Source organism: Streptomyces sp. NBC_00328, from assembly GCF_036139655.1.
Lineage (GTDB): Bacteria > Actinomycetota > Actinomycetes > Streptomycetales > Streptomycetaceae > Streptomyces.
In genome coordinates this window covers 650,073-668,587 of the sequence record NZ_CP108013.1, presented here as the reverse complement: position 1 = coordinate 668,587, position 18,515 = coordinate 650,073, and the positions used below count along the sequence as shown (strand labels likewise).

At 70.7% G+C, this 18,515-nt stretch carries 12 protein-coding genes; 6 read left to right on the top strand and 6 right to left on the bottom strand.

What is annotated here, in order from left to right; all coding sequences use genetic code 11:
* Positions 1-167: 167 nt before the first annotated feature.
* Positions 168-347 carry a DUF6480 family protein gene (locus OG485_RS02765; RefSeq protein ID WP_328664091.1) on the bottom strand — a complete coding sequence of 60 codons (180 nt, stop codon included), beginning with the start codon at positions 345-347 and terminating at the stop codon, positions 168-170.
* 293 nt (positions 348-640) lie between these two features.
* On the opposite strand from OG485_RS02765, the gene OG485_RS02760 reads away from it, so the two are divergent.
* Positions 641-3,415 carry a lectin gene (locus OG485_RS02760; RefSeq protein ID WP_328664089.1) on the top strand — a complete coding sequence of 925 codons (2,775 nt, stop codon included), beginning with the start codon at positions 641-643 and terminating at the stop codon, positions 3,413-3,415.
* A 111-nt stretch (positions 3,416-3,526) separates the two neighbouring features.
* On the opposite strand, the gene OG485_RS02755 is transcribed toward OG485_RS02760, so the two are convergent.
* From OG485_RS02755 to OG485_RS02735, 5 genes are read right to left on the bottom strand one after another with little or no spacing between them, the layout of a single operon-like run.
* Complete coding sequence (locus tag OG485_RS02755; protein WP_328664087.1) at positions 3,527-4,162, bottom strand: vitamin K epoxide reductase family protein; 636 nt, start codon at positions 4,160-4,162, stop codon at positions 3,527-3,529.
* Positions 4,159-4,938: a respiratory nitrate reductase subunit gamma gene (gene narI / locus OG485_RS02750; RefSeq protein WP_328664084.1), complete on the bottom strand. Its 780-nt coding sequence runs from the start codon at positions 4,936-4,938 to the stop codon at positions 4,159-4,161. Before narI ends, OG485_RS02755 begins: the two co-directional genes overlap by 4 nt.
* Positions 4,935-5,726 carry a nitrate reductase molybdenum cofactor assembly chaperone gene (gene narJ, locus OG485_RS02745; protein WP_328664083.1) on the bottom strand — a complete coding sequence of 264 codons (792 nt, stop codon included), beginning with the start codon at positions 5,724-5,726 and terminating at the stop codon, positions 4,935-4,937. The genes narI and narJ overlap by 4 nt, the downstream gene beginning before the upstream one ends.
* Positions 5,723-7,279 (bottom strand): nitrate reductase subunit beta, encoded by a 1,557-nt coding sequence (narH, locus tag OG485_RS02740; protein WP_328664081.1) that lies wholly within the window; start codon positions 7,277-7,279, stop codon positions 5,723-5,725. The genes narJ and narH overlap by 4 nt, the downstream gene beginning before the upstream one ends.
* A 1-nt stretch (position 7,280) precedes the next feature.
* A complete protein-coding gene (locus OG485_RS02735; RefSeq protein ID WP_328664079.1) occupies positions 7,281-10,988 on the bottom strand; it encodes a nitrate reductase subunit alpha in 3,708 nt (1,235 codons plus the stop codon).
* Positions 10,989-11,463: 475 nt separating this feature from the next.
* Here OG485_RS02735 and OG485_RS02730 point away from each other — a divergent pair, with 475 nt between their 5' ends.
* The 5 genes from OG485_RS02730 (at position 11,464) to OG485_RS02710 (ending at position 18,309) form a co-directional block, all read left to right on the top strand.
* A complete protein-coding gene (locus OG485_RS02730) occupies positions 11,464-12,738 on the top strand; it encodes a TIGR04053 family radical SAM/SPASM domain-containing protein (protein WP_328664077.1) in 1,275 nt (424 codons plus the stop codon).
* Positions 12,719-15,361, top strand: coding sequence for a multicopper oxidase domain-containing protein (locus OG485_RS02725; RefSeq protein WP_328664075.1), 2,643 nt, complete (start codon positions 12,719-12,721; stop codon positions 15,359-15,361). The genes OG485_RS02730 and OG485_RS02725 overlap by 20 nt, the downstream gene beginning before the upstream one ends.
* On the top strand, positions 15,361-15,807 hold the full coding sequence (locus OG485_RS02720) for a hypothetical protein (protein ID WP_328664073.1): 447 nt from the start codon (positions 15,361-15,363) through the stop codon (positions 15,805-15,807). The genes OG485_RS02725 and OG485_RS02720 overlap by 1 nt, the downstream gene beginning before the upstream one ends.
* A gap of 445 nt (positions 15,808-16,252) precedes the next feature.
* Complete coding sequence (locus OG485_RS02715) at positions 16,253-17,269, top strand: Acg family FMN-binding oxidoreductase (protein ID WP_328664071.1); 1,017 nt, start codon at positions 16,253-16,255, stop codon at positions 17,267-17,269.
* A gap of 473 nt (positions 17,270-17,742) precedes the next feature.
* Positions 17,743-18,309, top strand: a complete 567-nt coding sequence (locus OG485_RS02710; RefSeq protein ID WP_328664069.1) for a dihydrofolate reductase family protein — start codon at positions 17,743-17,745, stop codon at positions 18,307-18,309.
* Positions 18,310-18,515: the final 206 nt, after the last annotated feature.

The following is an 18,515-nucleotide window of genomic DNA, read 5'->3' as shown; positions in this document are numbered from 1 at the left end:
GCGCGGGCGCCGTTCGAAGACACCGGGGTGGATCGTCTCCGCCTGGCCGTCGGTACGTCGCCGTGCGTTCGCGCTCCGTCCGGGGCGGGGGCAGGGCTTGCTCCGGACCGTGGACCGCGCGGTCTCCGCGGAGGCCTCCGCTGCGGCCCGGAACCAGGGTGGCCGGCTCAGTACCCGCTGATCCGGGCCACGAAGTATCCGGCGACGATCACCGAGCCCACGACAATGAAGCTGAGCCAGACGTAAGGGTGTTCCCATATCCCGCCGTCGGGCTGTTCCTGATGCGCTTCGGCGATGCAGCCCTCGACGGGAGGGGTCTCGCCTGGGGGTACGAGTGGATGTGTCATATATCAACGGTCCGTCCGATGAGTGGGCGCCGCATCTCCGACGCGGACCTCGTAGCGGCCCCTGCGCGAATCGTTGACATGACCCTGCCCTATAGCTAGCTTCACGAACAGTTCTCGTCCGCGCCCCCAGGTGCTCGCGGCCCAGGGGTCCCGTCCGTGCGTTCGCATCGTCAGGCGCCCCATCTCGACGATGCGACAACGTTGTCCAACTCGACTGCCGCCCGAGTGTCACACCTCGCAGGAAGACAACGTTGTCAGTCTTCAGCTCCCGCTCCCGAGTAGAGGAGAAACCCGTGACACGACTGTCGAGACCCCCCGGAACGGCCGCGATCGGTTTATTCGCGGCCGCGGCACTGGCCATGGCCGGGCTGTGCGCACCCGCGTGGGCGGCCGGAAAGGCCGCGCTCGTCGCGTCTCCGGCCACCGTGGTCAACCCGTTCATCGGAACGTCGAACGAGGCCAACGACTTCCCCGGCGCCGACGTGCCGTTCGGCATGGTGCAGTGGAGCCCGGACACGCCGTCGCGGCCCCCCGGTGGCGGATACGAGTACAACGACTCGTCCATCACCGGCTTCAGCCTCACCCACATCGCCGGGCCCGGCTGCGGCGCGGCCGGAGACATACCCGTGCTGCCCACGGTCGGCACCGTGAACACCGGAGCGACGGACGCGTTCTCGCACGCCAACGAGTCGGCGTCCGCCGGTTCGTACAAGGTCGCGCTCAACAACCAGGTGACCACCGAACTGACCACCACGACACGCAGCGGGATGGCGCGCTTCACCTTCCCTTCGACCACCCAGGCCAACCTGATCTTCAAACTCACGGGCAGTCAGAACGGCGCCAGTGCAACGCAGTTCACCAAAGTCTCGAACACCGAGGTGAGCGGTCAGGTCACCAGCGGTCGATTCTGCGGTGCGGGGAACACGTACACGGTGTACTTCGACATGGTCTTCGACCAGCCGTTCGCCTCGCAGGGCAGCTCGGTCGCCAAGACGCCGGCCGCCACCCCGGCGAAGCCGGGCACCGCGTCCAAGAACGCGGCGGAGAAGCCCGACAGGCCCGTGCTCCACGGCAAGATGCCCGCTGCCGAGGCCCCGAAGACCGCCAAGGACAGCGCCTCGCCGGAAGCCGCCGCCTCGAACGGCTACGTCACCTTCAACACCACCAGCAACCCGGTGGTGCAGGCCAAGGTCGGCATCTCCTACGTCTCGGTGGCCAACGCGGCGGCCAACCGGGCCGCGGAGAACACGGGGTGGGACTTCGCTGCGACCCGCACCGCCGCGCAGAACGCCTGGAACAGCGCACTGGGCAAGATACAGATCGCCGGCGGAACAGCGGCGCAGCAACAGACCTTCTACACCGCGCTCTACCACTCGCTGCTGCACCCGAACGTCATCAGCGACACCAACGGCCAGTACTACGGCTTCGACGGCAGGACCCACACCGTGGACGCCGGCCACAAGGCCGCCTACGCCAACTACTCCGGCTGGGACATCTACCGTTCGCAGGCCCAGCTCGAAGCGCTGGTCGCCCCCCAGGTCGCCTCGGACACGGCACAGTCGATGGTCGACGACTACGCCCAGACCGGGATCTTCCCCAAGTGGTCGGAGAACAACGGCGAGTCCTACGTGATGGTCGGTGACCCGGCGGACGCCATCCTCGCCGACTACTACGCCTTCGGCGCCAGGGACTTCGACACCGCGACCGCTCTGGCCGACATGGTCAGACAGGCGAGCACGACCAACAACGACCGGCCGGGCCTCAACTACCTGAACTCACCCGGATACATGCCGCACGACGGCAGCTACGGCTGCTGCAACTTCTACGGCCCCGTGGCCACGACGCTGGAGTACAACACCGCCGACTTCGCCGTCTCCGCACTGGCCGGAGCGCTCGGTGACACCAACAACCAGAAGACGTACGCCAACCGTGCCCAGAACTGGCGCAACGTACTCAACCCGGCCTCCGGCTTCGTCGAGCCGCGCAACGCGAGCGGCTCCTGGACCGGCGGCTTCGACCCCACCAGTGGCACCGACATGGTCGAGGCCGACTCCTGGATCTACACCGGGATGATCCCGTTCAACATCGCCGGCCTGGCGCGCGCCAAGGGCGGCAACACGGCGATGAGTCACTACCTGGACACCGTGCTGCGCAGCTACACCGGCGACAAGGGCTATGCGTGGGTCGGCAACGAGCCCAGCATCGAACTGCCTTGGGAATACGACTACATCGGGCAGCCCTACAAGACCCAGGGCACCGTCCGGGCGATCCAGCAGCAGATCTGGGCGAACACCCCGGGCGGGCTGGCCGACGGCAACGACGACCTCGGCGCGATGAGCGCGTGGTACGTGTGGTCCGCACTCGGCATGTTCCCCGAGACGCCCGGCACCTCCGATCTCGCCCTGGGCTCCCCCTTGTTCACCCAAGCCGTGATCACACTCCCGTCGGGCAGCACACTGACGATCAACGGAAGCGGCGCCGCCGACAACGCCCCCTACGTCCAGTCCGCGACGTGGAACGGCTCCGCCTGGAACAACGCCTACGCCCCCACCTCGGCGATCACCGCCGGCGGCACCCTGAACTACACCCTCGGGACCAGCGCCAACACCTCCTGGGCGACGGCCGCGTCCGCCGCTCCGCCCTCCTACGCGGGTGACACCCCGGCCCCGGCCTCGCCGCGGATCGGTCCCGTCACCTCCGCGGTGGCCTCGAACCTGTGCGTCGACGACGCGAGTTCCTCGACCACCGACGGCAACCACGTCCAGATCTGGACCTGCAACAACACCTATGCCCAGGACTGGATCGTCGCCGGCGACGGAACGGTCCGGACCCTCGGCAAATGCCTGGACGTCGACCACAGCGGCACTACGAACGGGACCCTGATCCAGCTGTGGACGTGCAACGGCACCGGCGCCCAGCAATGGGCGGCGGGCGCCAACGGATCGCTGATCAATCCCCAGTCGAAGCTGTGCCTGGACGACCCCAACGCCACGACTACGACCGGCACCCAACTCCAGCTCTACACCTGCAACGGCACGGCCGCCCAGAACTGGAAACTCCCGAGCTGAGCCACCGGCCACCCCGGCACCCCCGGCGCACAGCCTCCGTATGCCCGGCCACGCGGGCGGGCGTACGGAGGCGCGCCGGACTGGCAGGCGACAGCGGTGGGGCGGGCCGGGTCACAGCAAGCTGCTCCAGTACGGCCAGAAGCGGGTGAGGACGAGCAGCGCGATCACCCCGTACCAGGCGCCGAGCAGCATCCAGTGCGTGTCCCGGACGATCACCAGCACACGGCGTGGAGCGGGCAGGATTCCACGTTCCAGGCAGTGCACGGTGACGTACCAGAACAGGGCGATGGTGGAGATCCACACGACGGCGCAATAGGGGCAGATCTTGTTGAGTTCGTAGAGTGACTGCACCATCAGCCAGTGGACGAACACCACCCCCACCAGCGCACCGGCGTCCAGCGCGAGCCAGAGCCCGCGGTGCAGTCGCGCACCGGTGAGGACGGCGACGCCCAGGGCGGCCACGGCGGCGAAGGCGCCCAGCCCGAGCAGCATGTTGGGGAAGCCGAACAGGCTGCCCTGCGAGCTGGACATGACGCTGCCGCAGCTCACGACCGGGCTGATGTTGCACGGTGGCTGGTAGGTGGGGTCGCGGAGCAGTCGCCAGTCGTCCACGGTGAGCTGGAAGGAGGCGAGCCAGCCGATGATCCCGGTGAGGAGCATCACCAGGCCCGTCCGGCGGCCGGCGCCCGCTGTGCGGGTGCTCGCGGCGGTCGTGGACTGTGCCGAGAGCGCCGGACCGTGGCTCATCGGGTTCGCCCGGAGTGGGAGGCGTGCCGGGTCCGGCCCGCGGCCGTCGGGGCTGCCGGTGCGGCCCTCCTGCGGTAGACCAGGTACGGCCGGGCGAGGTATCCGATCGGCGCGCTCCACACGTGCACGAGGCGGGTGAACGGCCAGGCGGCGAAGAGCAGACAGGCGCTCAGGGCGTGCAGCTGGAACAGCAGCGGGGCCCCGGAGATCGCCTCCGGCTGCGGCTGGAGAGTGAACAGGCCGCGGAACCATACGGAGACGGTGGAGCGGTAGTCGTAACCGGGGCCGAAGACGTTGTGCGTGGCGGTGGCGGTGATGCCCAGCAGCACGGTGGCGGACAGCAGCGGGAAGAGGACCTTGTCGCTGCGGTCGGTGCCCAGCCGGATCCGTCGGGTCAGCAGCCGCCGGGCGCACAGCATGCCGAGCCCCGCGACCATGGCGACGCCCGCAACCGAGCCCGCCCAGACGGCCGTGGTGTGGTACATGTGCTCGGAGATGCCCGCGGCCTCGGTCCACGAGTCGGGGATCGCGAGCCCCACGACATGCCCGCCGATCACCATGAAGGCACCCAGGTGGAACAGCGGGCTGGCCCAGCGCAGCCAGCGGTGTTCGAAGAGCTGGCTGGTGCGGGAGGTCCACCCGAACTGGTCCTGCCGGTAACGCCAGATGTGCCCGACCACGAACACCGCGAGACAGATGTACGGGACGGCGACCCACAGGAGCAGATCGGCGCCGCTCACGGAGGCGGCGGCCACGGGGAGGAGCGGGGCGTTCATCGAGGGCCTTCCGTACGGCTGGTCGGGCGGGGCGGCACACGGGTCGGCGGGGCGGGTATCGGGGGTACGAACGTGCCCGGAGGGGCGAACTCCCCTTCCCCGTACGTCCCGTAGGGGTCGAGACCGACGTCCTCGTTGGGCGGGCCCTCGGCGACCAGCTGGGCCACCGCGGCCCGGTCCGCCTCGGTGGGCGGCGGGAGCAGGGTGAGCAGCGCCCCCAGGACGCGCCGGTAAGGCGAGTCGGCGTCGCTCAGCGCCCGGTGGATCAGCTCCAGTCCGCGCCGGTGCTGACGCAGCGGCGCCTCGCCCGCGCCGGTCCCGGTGAGGGCGGCGAACTCCAGCACGACCGGGAGGTGGTCGGGCAGTTCACCGCCGTCGGTGTCCCAGCCGGCGGCCTTGTACCGCTGGTTCAGGGTGAGCAGGGCCATGCCGCGGCGGCGGGTGTCGCCGTGCAGGTAGTAGGTGAGGTAGAGGCTGCTCTTTCGGCGCAGGTCGAACATCTCGACGTAGTGGCGCTCCAGCGCGTCCGGTTCCTCCCCGGTGAGCCAGGCGGTGAAGGCGGCGAGGTCCTCCGCGGCGGGCGAGGGCGGCAGCGCCCCGACGGCGGCCGTCAGGACCGGCCGGGCGGTGGTGAGTTCGGCGTCCGGGTACTGGAGAAGGAGCGAGCACAGCCGCAGCAGCAGCGTGCGCGCCTCGGCCTCCTCGGGCGTGAGCCGTGCCGGGCGGCGCACGGCCGCCCGGACGCGGGTGCGGACCAGGGCCGGGATGCTTGCGGGCAGGGGGCTCACGGGCGGTCTCCGGTGTTCTTGCGGCGCAGGGTGGGGATCCCGAGCATCACCCGTCCGCCACCGGTGTCCTCCGGGGCGTCGGACGATTCGACCGGGCAGCGGTTCTCCATCGCGCTGAGGGCGGCCGCGTCCTCCTTGTGCGCGGCGGGGACGACATAGCGGTCGGCGTACTTCGCGATCGCGAGCAGCCGGTGCATGTCCTCCGCCTCCCGGGCGGTGAGGCCGACGGCCTTGAGTACCGCCTCGTCGCCCTCCTCGCCCAGGGTGCGCTCGCGCATGAAGGAACGCAGCGCGGTGAGCTTCATCAGCACTCCGCCGACCACGTCCGCGTCCCCGGCGGTGAACAGTTCCGCCAGGTACTCCAGCGGGATGCGCAGCCGGGTGACGGCGGCGAAGACATGGTCGGGGTCGTCCTGGTTCCCGCCCGCCGCGTCCACGGCGTCCAGCACGGGCGACAGCGGGGGCACGTACCAGACCATCGGCAGGGTGCGGTACTCCGGGTGCAGCGGCAGCGCCACCTTGTACCGCATGACCAGGTCGTACACCGGGGATCGGCGGGCCGCGTCCAGCCAGTCCTCGGGGATGCCGGACTCCCGTGCCGCCGCGATGACTTCGGGGTCGCGCGGGTCGAGGAAGACGCCGCGCTGGGCGTCCAGCAGGTCCTTCTCGTCCGGGGTGGCCGCGGCCTCGCCGACCCGGTCGGCGTCGTAGAGGAGCAGTCCGAGGTAGCGCAGTCGGCCGACACAGGTCTCGGAGCAGACGGTGGGCTGTCCGGCCTCGATGCGCGGGAAGCAGAAGGTGCACTTCTCGGCCTTGCCGGTGGCGTGGTTGACGTACACCTTCTTGTACGGGCACGCCGTCACGCACATCCGCCAGCCGCGGCAGCGGTCCTGGTCGACCAGGACGATGCCGTCCTCGACCCGCTTGTACATCGCGCCGGACGGACACGCCGACACACAGGCCGGGTTGAGGCAGTGCTCGCACAGGCGCGGGAGATGGAAGAGGAAGGTCTGCTCGAACTCGAACTTGACCTTCTCGGCCCATTCCCCGCTGAGGTTGGGGTCGGCGCCGGCGTTCTCGCCCGCGCCGCCGAGGCCGTCCTCCCAGTTGGCGCCCCAGGTGATGGCGGTGGGCTTGCCGGTGAGGACCGAACGGGGGCGGGCCACCGGCATGTCCGGGCCCGCCGGGGCGCTGACCAGGTTGTCGTAGTCGTAGGTGACCGGCTCGTAGTAGTCCTCGATGGACGGCAGGTCGGGGTTGGAGAACAGCGACAGCAGGCGCTTCAGGCGGCCCCCGGAGCGCAGGACGAGCCGTCCGCGCTTGTCGAGCATCCAGCCGCCCTTCCAGTGCTCCTGGTCCTCGTAGCGGCGGGGGTAGCCGACGCCGGGCTTGGTCTCGACGTTGTTGAACCACGCGTACTCGACGCCGGTGCGGTTGGTCCACGTCTGCTTGCAGGTGACCGAGCAGGTGTGGCAGCCGATGCACTTGTCGAGGTTCATCACCATGGCGATCTGAGCCATGACGCGTCCGATGGTGGCTTCGCCACGGGGCATGTCAGTACTCCACTTGCTGGCTGCGGCGGCGGATGACCGTGACCTCGTCGCGCTGGTTGCCGGTCGGGCCGTAGTAGTTGAAGGCGTACGTGAACTGGGCGTAGCCGCCCGCCAGATGCGTGGGCTTGATCAGCAGGCGGGTCAGGGAGTTGTGGATGCCGCCGCGCTTGCCGCTGACCTCGGTCTTCGGCACGTTCACGTTGCGGTCCTGGGCGTGGTACATGTACACCGTGCCCTCGGGCATGCGGTGGCTGACCACGGAGCGGGCGGCGACGACACCGTTGCGGTTGTACGCCTCGATCCACTCGTTGTCCTTGACACCGATCTTCTCGGCGTCCGCGGTGGACATCCAGATCACCGGACCGCCCCGTGACAGCGCCAGCATGTGCGCGTTGTCCTGGTAGTTGGAGTGGATGGACCACTTCGAGTGGGGGGTCAGATAGCGGACCGTGACCTCCGCCCGGCCGTCCTCGTGCAGCTGATCGTCTCCGTAGTGCTTGGGCGTGTTCAACGGGGGCCGGTAGACCGGGAGTTGCTCGCCGAACTCGGCCATCCAGTCGTGCTGGACGAAGAAGTGCTGACGTCCGGTGAGGGTGTGCCAGGGCTTCTTGTGCTCGGTGTTGATGACGAACGCGGAGTAGCGCCGCCCGCCGGCCTCGCTGCCCGACCACTCGTACGACGTCATCACCGCGCGGGGCTGCGTGCGGGTGTCGGCGAACGTGATGCGCTCGCCCTCCCGTTCGGCGGCGAGTTCCACAAGCCCCTTGCTGCCCGTCTGCCGTTCCAGTTCACGGAAGCCCTCGGTGGCGAGGCGCCCGTTGGTGGTGCCGGACAGGGCGAGGATCGCCTCGCACATGTCGGAGGCGGTGGCCAGCGAGGGACGCCCGGCGGCGACTCCGTCCCGGACGGTGCCGTTGCGGTGACGCAGTTCCTCGATCTCCTGGTTCGGGTGGACGGTGACGCCCTTGGTGGTGGTGCCGAGGGTGTCGAGGAGCGGGCCGACGGCGCGCATCTTCTGCGCCACCGCCGTGTAGTCCCGCTCGATGACCACCAGTTTCGGCATGGTCCGGCCGGGGACCGGCTCGCACTCGCCGGCCTTCCAGTCCCGAACGACCCCGCCGGGCTGGGCGAGTTCGTCGGGGGTGTCGTGCAGTAGCGGTACGGCCAGGACGTCGGTGCGGGTGCCGAGGTGCTCACCGGCCAGTTCGCTGAACTTGTCGGCGATGGTGAGGAACGCGTCGTAGTCGGTGCGGGCCTGCCAGGGCGGGGCGATGGCGGGGGTGAAGGCGTGCACGAAGGGGTGCATGTCCGTGCTGGACAGGTCGTCCTTCTCGTACCAGGTGGCGGCCGGCAGGACGACGTCGGAGAGCAGGCTGGTCGAGGTCATCCGGAAGTCCATGGTGACCAGCAGGTCGAGCTTGCCCTCGGGGGCCTCCTCCCGCCACACCACGTCCTGCGGGCGTGCCTCGGGCGGGGTCTCCTCGGAGCGGACCGCCGCGTCCGTGCCCAGCAGATGGCGCAGGAAGTACTCGTTGCCCTTGCCGGAGGAGCCCAGCAGGTTGGCCCGCCAGACAGTCAGTACGCGGGGGAAGTTGGCGGGGTCGTCGGGGTCCTCGGCGGCGAACCGCAGCCGCCCGGACTTGAGTTCGTCGACGATGTGCTCGGCGACGGGACGCCCGGCGGCGGCCGCCTCGTCGGTGAGGTCGAGCGGGTTGCGGTTGAAGCCGGGATGGCCGGGGGTCCAGCCCATGCGGATCGCCTGGGCCAGACAGTCGGCGGTGGACTTGCCCGCGAAGCGGCCCTCGCCCAGCGGCGACGCCAACTCGTCCGGCCCGATGGCCTCGTAGCGCCACTGGTCGGTGTTGAGGTACCAGTACGAGGTGCCGGCCATGTGCCGGGTGGGCCGCTGCCAGTCGAAGGCGAACGACAGGTGCTGCTGCCCGGTGACCGGTCGGACCTTCTCCTGGCCGACGTAGTGCGCCCAGCCGCCACCGTTGACGCCCTGGCAGCCGGTCATGGTGGTCAGCGCCAGGAAGGCCCGGTAGATGGTGTCGGAGTGGAACCAGTGGTTGGTGCCCGCTCCCATCGCGATCATCGAACGACCGCCTGTGCGCTCGGCGTTGCGGGCGAACTCCCGGGCGATCCGGGCCGCCTGCTCGGCCGGGACCGAGGTGACCGTCTCCTGCCAGGCCGGCGTGTACGGCTCGGACGCGTCCTCGTACGACGAGGGCCATGAGCCCGGCAGGCCGGGGCGGGCCACGCCGTACTGGGCCAGCATCAGATCGAAGACCGTGGTCACGAGCCGCCCGCCGACCCTGCGGACGGGAACCCCGCGCACCATCGTCGAGCCACCCTCGGTGGCGCCCTCGTCGAACCGGGGCAGCACCACGGCGACGGTGTCCTCGGCCCGCTCCAGCAGACTCAACTCGGGTACGACATCGCCCAGTTCGAGGTTCCAACGACCCGCGCCCGTCTCTCCCCACCGGAAGCCGAGCGAACCGTTCGGCACGACGGGTTCACCGGTCACACTGTCCAGGAGAACGGTCTTGGACCCCGCGTTCTCCTCGGTCCCCTCGTCGTGCCCGAGGTCCGCGGCGGTCAGGAACCCGTCCGGCACCAGCCCCAGCTCGTGCTCGCGCAGGGTCACCAGGAACGGGGCGTCCGTGAATGTCCTCAAGTACTTCTGGAAATACGGCACTTCGCGGTCGACCAGGAACTCGCGCAGGATCACGTGGCCCATCGCCATCGCCAGCGCCCCGTCCGTTCCGGGGTGCGGGGAGAGCCATTCGTCGGCGTGCTTGACGTTGTCGGCGTAGTCGGGGCTGACCGCGACGACCTTCGTGCCGTTGTAGCGGGTCTCGGTGAGGAAGTGCGCGTCGGGCGTGCGGGTGACGGGGATGTTGGAGCCCCACATCACCAGGTAGCCGGCGTTCCACCAGTCGGCCGCCTCGGGGACGTCGGTCTGGTCGCCGAAGACCTGCGGGGAGGCGATCGGCAGGTCGGCGTACCAGTCGTAGAACGACAGCAGGGTGCCGCCGATCAGCGACATGAACCGGGTGCCGGCCGCGAACGACGCCATCGACATCGCCGGGATCGGGGAGAAGCCCGCCACCCGGTCCGGACCGTAGGCCTTGACCGTGTGGACGTGGGCGGCGGCGACCAGCTCGCTCACCTCGTCCCAGCCGGCGCGCACCAGACCGCCTTTGCCGCGGGCCCGCTTGTACGCCCGCGCCTTCGCCGGGTCGGAGGTGATCTCCGCCCAGGCGGCGACCGGGTCGCCGAGCCGCTTGCGTGCCTCGCGCCACAGCTTCAGCAGCGTGCCGCGCACATACGGGTAACGGACCCGGCTGGGGGAGTAGGTGTACCAGGAGAACGACGCTCCGCGCGGGCAGCCGCGCGGCTCGTACTCGGGGCAGTCCGTGCCGATCGACGGATAGTCGGTGGCCTGGTGCTCCCAGGTGATGATGCCGTCCTTGACGTACACCATCCACGAGCAGGACCCGGTGCAGTTGACGCCGTGCGTGGACCGTACGACCTTGTCGTGCGCCCACCGGTCGCGGTAGAAGCCCTCCCACTTCGGGTCGCCCTCGCCGAACACGGCGCGGCCGTCGGCCGACACCTCACGGCGGGTGAGCAGCCGCCGGGCGGCCAGCGGCCAGCTCTCACCGGCGCGCGACGCCTGCCCTCGTACGTTCTGATCGTTCTCCATGGCTGGGACGCTAGGTGCCACGGACCTCGGCGTACCTGGGTCCGGCGGTCCCTGCCGGACCGCTTTCCGGCCCACTCCGAGCGGCCGCAATAGGGCCGAACGGTCCCTGTGCCGGGTCCGGTCGGCGGCCGGCCCGGTGCCACCGCCGCGAACGGGGACCTTCGCACCCCTGGACGCCTGTCGCCGAAAGGGACCGTCGGCCCTGTGCGCCCGTCAGGAAGAGGGACCATCGGCCCCGTTCGGGAAGACCATCGGCCGCCGCGCCGACCACCGCCGCCGGTGGACGCTGACGGCGACCGATTCGGAGGAATCCCGTGCACGACCACATCGCCTGCCCTCGAGGCCGATCCCACCCCTGCCGCTCACGGTGGGAGCCGCGCGCGGTCCGGCCCGGTCACCGTCCGGCCGCCCCGCTCGTCTGCCCTGACTCCAGGGCGGCCGGACACACCCGCAGGACGCCGGGAAGGACCGCGCGATGAGCGCCGCCACGCACGCCATCCGCCGTCAGCGCCACGACGCGGGGCAGCGGCCGTTCATCGTCATCTGGGAGTCCACCCGGGCCTGCCCGCTGGCCTGTCTCCACTGCCGCGCCGAGGCGGTGCCCGACCGCGACCCGCGGGAACTGGACACCGTCGCCGCTCAGGACCTGCTGCGCCAGGTGGCCGCCTTCGGGAAGCCGGCCCCCCTGTTCGTGATCACCGGAGGGGACCCCTTCCAGCGCCCCGACCTGACGGACCTCATCGCCTACGGCAGGAGAATCGGGGTCCGGGTCGCCGTCTCGCCCTCCGGCACCCCGACGCTCACCGCGGAGCGGCTGCGCGCCGTGCACGCCGCGGGCGCGTCCGGGCTCTCCCTCAGCCTGGACGGCTCCACCGCCGAACTCCACGACGCCTTCCGCGGAGTGCCCGGAGTGTTCCGCTGGACCCTGGACGCCTGGGACACGGCTCGCGCCCTCGGTATGAAGGTGCAGATCAACACCACGGTCACCCGGCACAACCTGCACGACCTCCCCGACATCGTCCGCCTGGTCGCCGAGCACGGGGCGATGCTGTGGAGTGCCTTCTTCCTGGTACCCACCGGCCGGGGCCGGGGCCTCGGCGTGCTGACGCCCGGCGAGGTCGAGGACGTTCTCAACTTCGTCCACGACGTGGGCCTGACCATCCCCGCCAAGACCACCGAAGCCCATCACTTCCGCCGGGTCGCGCTCCAGCGGCAGATCCTCGCGGACAAGGGCGACGACCATCTCGCGGTGCTGGGACTCGGCCCCCTGTACAGGGAGTTGCGTGACCGCGCCGCCGACCTGGGACTGGACACCGGAGCGCGCCGGGTCAGGCGTCCGCCGCTCGACGTCAACGCGGGCCGTGGATTCGTCTTCGTCTCGCACACCGGATCCGTCCACCCCAGCGGATTCCTGCCGCTCGGCGCGGGCAGCGTTCGCGAGCGGCCGCTGACGGAGATCTACCGCACCTCCGAACTGTTCACCGGTCTGCGGGACGCGGGCAGGCTGGGCGGCAGGTGCGGGGCGTGCGAGTTCCGCCGGGTCTGCGGCGGCTCCCGCTCGCGCGCCTACGGCGTCACCGGCGACCCCTACGCCGAGGAGCCGTGGTGCGGCTACGTCCCCGGGTCCTTCCCCCACCAGCGGGAACTGGCCGCACTGCTGGCCGGCGGCGCCTACGCGCAGCCGCCTGTCCGTCCCAGCCCGACCGCCGCCCCCGGCGGCAAGGAGCACCGTGCACAGCAAGAACGATGAACCGGCTGCCGACGGTACCCGCCCGCCCAGCAGGTTCAAGGCGTCCGGACAACGCGGCCGTCACCTGGCCGCCCACGCACTGACAGCGGCCTGGGCGGTGCTCGCGCTGCTGGCGGCGAGTGCCCAGCAGACGCTGCCGGTTGCCCGCTGGCTCGCGATCCACCTGTTCCTGCTCGGCGCCGCGACCACGGCGATCGTGGTGTGGAGCGAGCACTTCGCGGTCGCCATGCTCCACACCCGGCTGCCCGACCGGCGGTGGAGCAACGGCCGGCTGGCCGGCGTCAACATCGGGGTGGTGGGTGTCCTCACCGGAGTGTGGACGGATCTGCCTGTCCTGACCGGCGCCGGGTGCGCACTGCTGGTCACCGGCATCACCGCGCACCTGGTGGTACTCGTCCGCATGGGCCGGGGAGCGCTCGGCGGACGGCTCGCCCCGATCGCCGACTACTACCGGGCGGCCGCGGCGGCGCTGATCGTCGGGGCGGTCCTGGGCTGGCTGCTGGCCACCGGGAAGGCAGGCCCGCAGCACTACACCGGGCTGAAGCTGGCCCATGTGCACGTGACGCTCCTCGGCTGGATCGGACTGCCCGTGCTGGGCACGCTGTTCATGCTCTGGCCCACCGTGCTGGGTGTGCGCATGGCCGAGCGCACCACCCGGCTGGCGCGCCGTGTGCTGCTGCTGACCGGCGGCGGCCTGCTGACCGCGGTCGCCGGACTGGCGGGCGACCGGCGCCCCGCCGCCGCAGTGGGTATGGCCCTGTACGCGGCCGGGGTCGCCGTCACCGGGCACCTGTTCGCCCGTACGGTGCGCAGGAGGCCCGCGATCTCGGCGGCCGCCGCGTGGATGCTGGCCGCGGCCCTGGCATGGCTGGCTGTCGGCGTGGTCGTCGACCTGGGGCTCCTGGTCGCAGGACCGCTCGCGCAGGTACAGGACGACATCGGGTCCCTGATCCCGGTGCTGCTCGTCGGGCTGGTCGCCCAGGTCCTCGTCGGGGCCCTGACCTATCTCCTCCCCATCGTGCTCTCCTCCGGCCCGAAGGAGCGGGCCGCGCTGAGGGCGATGCTGGAGCGGTACTGGCCGCTGCGGCTGACGGTCCTCAACCTCGGCGTCGCCCTGTCGGCACTGCCGCTGCCCCACCCCGCCGGCACCGCGGGCGCGCTGCTCGCCGGGACGGCCGGGGCCGCGTTCCTCGCCCTGGTGGTGTCCGTGCTCGTCCGCGGAGGCCGCGGGCTCCTGCGGGAGGCCGGCCGGGCCGGCGTGGCACGGCGTCCCGTGCTGTGGGGCACCGCCGCGGGCGCCGTGCTGACCGTGCTGGCCGTGCTGGTGGCGAACAGCGGTGGCGGCGCGGGCGGTTCGGACGTCGCCTCCAGGGCGGCCGGCGGGGGTTCCGGAGCGGGCCGTACCGTCGCCGTGACCCTGGCCGACATGCGGATCCGCCCGGCCCGGATCGAGGTCGCGGCGGGCACCGACCTGCGACTGAAGGTCACCAACACCAACGCCCAGCGGCACGACCTCAAGGTGGAGAACGGTCCCGCCACCCCGATGCTCGCCAAGGGGGACAGCCGGGTGCTCGACCTCGGACCGGTCACCGCGGGCCGTCAGGCGTGGTGCACCCTGCCGGGCCACCGTGCGGCCGGGATGACCTTGGACATCGTCGTGAAGAAGGGCGGCACGGCGACGGCCGGCACCGGACGGACGGGCCACATGCCGACCGGACACGACGGGCACATGCAGGCCGCCACCACCGACGGCCTGGACCTCTCCGCCGACTTCTCCACCGGCTGGCAGCCACGCACCGCCGACCTGGCCCCCGCGCCGGGCGGTACGGTGCACAGGGCCGAGCTGCACGCCGCTCACACCGAGATCGAGGTGGCCCCGGGCGTGAAGCAGCGGATGTGGACCTTCGGTGGCACCGCGCCGGGCCCGACCCTGCACGGCAGGGTCGGCGACGTCTTCGAGGTCACCCTCGTCAACGACGACACCGTCATGGGCCACGGCATCGACTTCCACGCCGGCTCCCTCGCACCCGACACGTCCATGCGCACGATCCAGCCCGGCGAGCGGCTGGTCTACCGCTTCCGCGCCGAGAGGGCCGGAGCCTGGCTGTACCACTGCAGCACCGCACCGATGCTCCAGCACATGGGCAACGGCATGTACGGCGCCGTCATCATCGACCCGCCCGGCCTGAAGAAGGTCGACCACGCATACGTACTGGTCTCCTCCGAGCTCTATCTCGGTACGCCGGGCAGCACCGCCCAGGTGACGAAGATGCGCCAGGACACCCCGGACGCCTGGGTGTTCAACGGCGTCGCCGACCAGTACACCCAGCGCCCCCTGAAGGCGAAGGCCGGTGAACGGGCGCGCTTCTGGGTCGTCGCCGCCGGGCCGAGCGACGGCATCGCCTTCCACATCGTCGGCACCGTCTTCGACACCGTGTACAAGGAGGGCGCCTACCTGCTCCGGCCGGACCGGTCGGGCGGCGCCCAAGTGCTAGACCTGGGCACGGCGCAGGGCGGCTTCGTCGAGACGACGTTCCCCGAGGCCGGCCACTACGCCTTCGTCGACCACGACATGCGCCACGCCGAGGCCGGCGCACACGGCATGGTGGAGGTGAGCGGCTGATGGACACCGTCGGCTGGTGGTCCCTGGTGCGCTTCGCGCATGTGACGGGCGCCGTCCTGTGGGTCGGCGGGCAACTGGCCCTGTCCCTGGTGATTCTGCCCCTGGCCCGCCGTCTGCTCCCCCCGGAGGCCAAGGACCGCTTCACCTCCGCGGCGGGGCGCCGGTTCGGGATGCTGACCGGCGCGGTGTTCCTTCCGGTGCAGCTGTGCACGGGCTGGGCCATGGCCTGGCACCGGGGCGTCACCTGGTCCTCGCTCGCCGAGCCCGGCTACGGCCGCACCCTGGCGGCCAAACTCGCCCTGTTCGCCGTGGTGATGATCGCCACGGCGGGCCACGGCATCGCCCAGGCCAGGGGCCGCCCGGATCTGGCCCGTTCCCTGGCGGTCGTCTCCCTCGTCGGCTCGCTCGGCGTCGTCCTGCTCGCCACCGCCCTGCCCGCCACCTGAACCGACCCGGCCCATCCGTTTTTGCAGGGGACGGCCGAAGCGACTCACCGACTGTGTGGCTCTACACGGTCGCCGACTGTTCGGCCCCGCGCGGCCGGCCCCTGAAGGGATCCCAGCGCCGCTTTCGGGGTGGGAGGGGAACGAGCGTCGGCGAGGGGACCCCCAGCGCGGTCAGTCGGGAAAGGAGCGCTGTCTCCTGCTCTTGAGTATGGACGAGCCCCTGTGCGCTGCCAGGGGCTCGCCCGGGAGGGTGAGCAGCGGCGACGCGGCGGTGATGCCGGTGATCACCGCGACCGTCGTGGCCGTCGAGAACTCTTGCCGCGCCGTCCTCCTCCTCGCCGATCGAGGCCGCATGGCCCGCAGGGTGGGGCCGTTCAACCCTCCCCTTGAACCCGTCGACGTCGGAGGGTTGACGCAACGGAGGAGAACGCGCGAAGGAGCCTCGATGCAGACCCGGAAATCCGACGCCGCAACGGTTCATGCCCTGCTGGCCGCGGCGGTGGCGGCGCCGTCGATACACAACACGCAACCCTGGCGGTTCGGCCTGGACCCGGACACCGGATTGATCCAGGTCCGTCTTGACCGACGTCGACCGCTGCCCAGGGCAGATCCCCGGCTGCGTGCCCAGCACCTGTCCGTGGGCGCGGCCGTCTTCAACCTCCGGGTGGCGGCTGAGCATCTCGGCTGGGATCCGGTCGTCCGGCTCTGTCCGGCCCCGGACGATCCGGACCTGCTGGCCACCGTGCGGCTGGCTCGGCCTGTCGCTGACGCGCAGTTGCCCTTGCGTGATCTGTACGAGCAGATCGAGCGTCGACACACGAGCAGGATGCCCTTCACCGGTCGCCCGGTTCCGGAGCCGATCGTGTGCGAGATGACGAGTTCGGCTCGGGCCGAGGGCGCGCACCTGGAGGTTCCCGACATCATCGGCACCCGGCGTCTGCTGCGCCTGACGCAGGCGGCCGAGGTCCGTAACGCCGCCGACCCGGCTCGCGCGGACGAGGAGCGCACCTGGATCACCGTGCCGGGAAGCGACGCGACGTACGGCGTTCCGATCACAGCCCTGGGCGCGCGGGACGTGTCCGGCCGGATGCCGGTGCGTGACTTCACCGGCGGGCTGCCCGTGCCGCGACTGGCGGCCCTGCGTTTCGAACGCCACGCCCAGGTGGCCCTGCTGTGGACGTCCTACGACTGGCGGGAGGACTGGCTGAGAGCAGGGCAGGCCCTGGAGCGGGTGCTGCTCGCGGCGACCCGGCGCGGGGTGCGTACCTCGGTGCTGCACCAGGCGATGGAGTGGCCGGACCTACGGGCGGCGATGGCCGGAGCGAAGCGGCGGTGCGGCCCGCAGGTGCTCATCCGCTTCGGATACGGCACCGACGGGGGCCCCACACCGCGTGCCTGCGCGGACCTCGTACCGGGTTCCGACACGAGGCCGGATCCGGAAGATCGCTCACATCGATACTGACATCCGGACCGATCCGTTTCCGTAGGAGGCGCCAGCCCTTGAGGGTGGCCATGGCCCGCTCGCCAAGGCAGCAGATCTTGGCATGGGTGGTGTCGTGGCGGCGCTTCCATCTCTTGAGGAGGCGACCCCGAAACGGCCCATCTACCAGGGGCTTCGTCGCTGCGCAGGTCTGTCCAACTCGCGGTTACGGATGCGCGGTCACAACCGGGTCCTGGCCGGGACGGGGCCGGGATCCGCGAGCGGGAGATGCGGCCGGGTACCGGGGCCACGGGTCCATGATCTCGTTGTGGGAGAAGATTCCTCGGCAGCGTGTCGATCGGTGGGTCTCCCGTTCGACGCTTGGGTAGAGGCGCGACCTGCGAAGCGGAATCCGGACAGGCCGCGGCTCCGTGATCAACAAGTGATGCCATTCGTCGTCCAGCGATTCGGGTTGCTGGCCACATAGCCGGCTGTCGGACGCCCCAAGGAGAAACATGCAGATCCGCGCCCGTATGAGCATGAGTGCCGACGGTTACGTGACCACACCGACCGGGTGGCCCGCCCTGACCGCCGACCCCGCGTTCGTCTCCGGCGAAAGCCACGGTATCCGGGAGTTCCTCGAAGGCTGCGAGGCGGCGTTGATGGGCCGCACCACCTTCGAGCCCGCGCTGACCAACAACCGCTGGCCATGGCCGGACCTCGACGTGTTCGTGCTCGGCTCACACCGCCCGGACGGCACCCCCGATCACGTCACCACCGACAGTGACCCGGCGCGGCTGCTGGAGAAGCTCCGCTCGGCCAACCGGGGCGGCGACGTCCACCTCATCGGGGGCCCGCAGACGATCGGGACGTTCCACGCCCTCGGCGCACTCGACACCCTCGAACTGGTCGTACTGCCGATGCTGTTCGGCGGTGGGATGCAACTGACACCCATGCTCAGTTCCGACACCGGGCTGACCTTCCAGCGCGAGCGTGCCCTCCCCGGTGGTTCGGTGGAGATCGTCTACTCCTGCCGGGGCAGCCGCACTGAACTTCCAAGCAAGCCTGCCAGTCAACGCTGATCTCGACCAAGACAGAGGTGGCCAACCGGCGGAATGTGCCGACCTGCCGATACGCAGCCGCCGCCGGGTGAGGATCCCGAGCAGAGGTGTGGGGTTCCCGGTGAACCGCCGTAGGCCGCCGTCATCGGTACGGGTGATCACGGCCCGTTCCCAGATGGGGAACCGGCCGGTGGCGAAGACTTCGAGCGTGATGAGGAGGACCGCGA

Bases quoted from the DNA above. Each gene is read 5' to 3' on its own strand.
- OG485_RS02720 (WP_328664073.1), top strand. From the start codon at position 15,361: ATGGACACCGTCGGCTGGTGGTCCCTGGTGCGCTTCGCGCATGTGACG.
- narH (WP_328664081.1), bottom strand. From the start codon at position 7,279: ATGCCCCGTGGCGAAGCCACCATCGGACGCGTCATGGCTCAGATCGCC.
- OG485_RS02735 (WP_328664079.1), bottom strand. From the start codon at position 10,988: ATGGAGAACGATCAGAACGTACGAGGGCAGGCGTCGCGCGCCGGTGAG.
- OG485_RS02765 (WP_328664091.1), bottom strand. From the start codon at position 347: ATGACACATCCACTCGTACCCCCAGGCGAGACCCCTCCCGTCGAGGGC.
- narI (WP_328664084.1), bottom strand. From the start codon at position 4,938: ATGAACGCCCCGCTCCTCCCCGTGGCCGCCGCCTCCGTGAGCGGCGCC.
- OG485_RS02730 (WP_328664077.1), top strand. From the start codon at position 11,464: ATGAGCGCCGCCACGCACGCCATCCGCCGTCAGCGCCACGACGCGGGG.
- OG485_RS02715 (WP_328664071.1), top strand. From the start codon at position 16,253: ATGCAGACCCGGAAATCCGACGCCGCAACGGTTCATGCCCTGCTGGCC.
- OG485_RS02710 (WP_328664069.1), top strand. From the start codon at position 17,743: ATGCAGATCCGCGCCCGTATGAGCATGAGTGCCGACGGTTACGTGACC.
- OG485_RS02755 (WP_328664087.1), bottom strand. From the start codon at position 4,162: ATGAGCCACGGTCCGGCGCTCTCGGCACAGTCCACGACCGCCGCGAGC.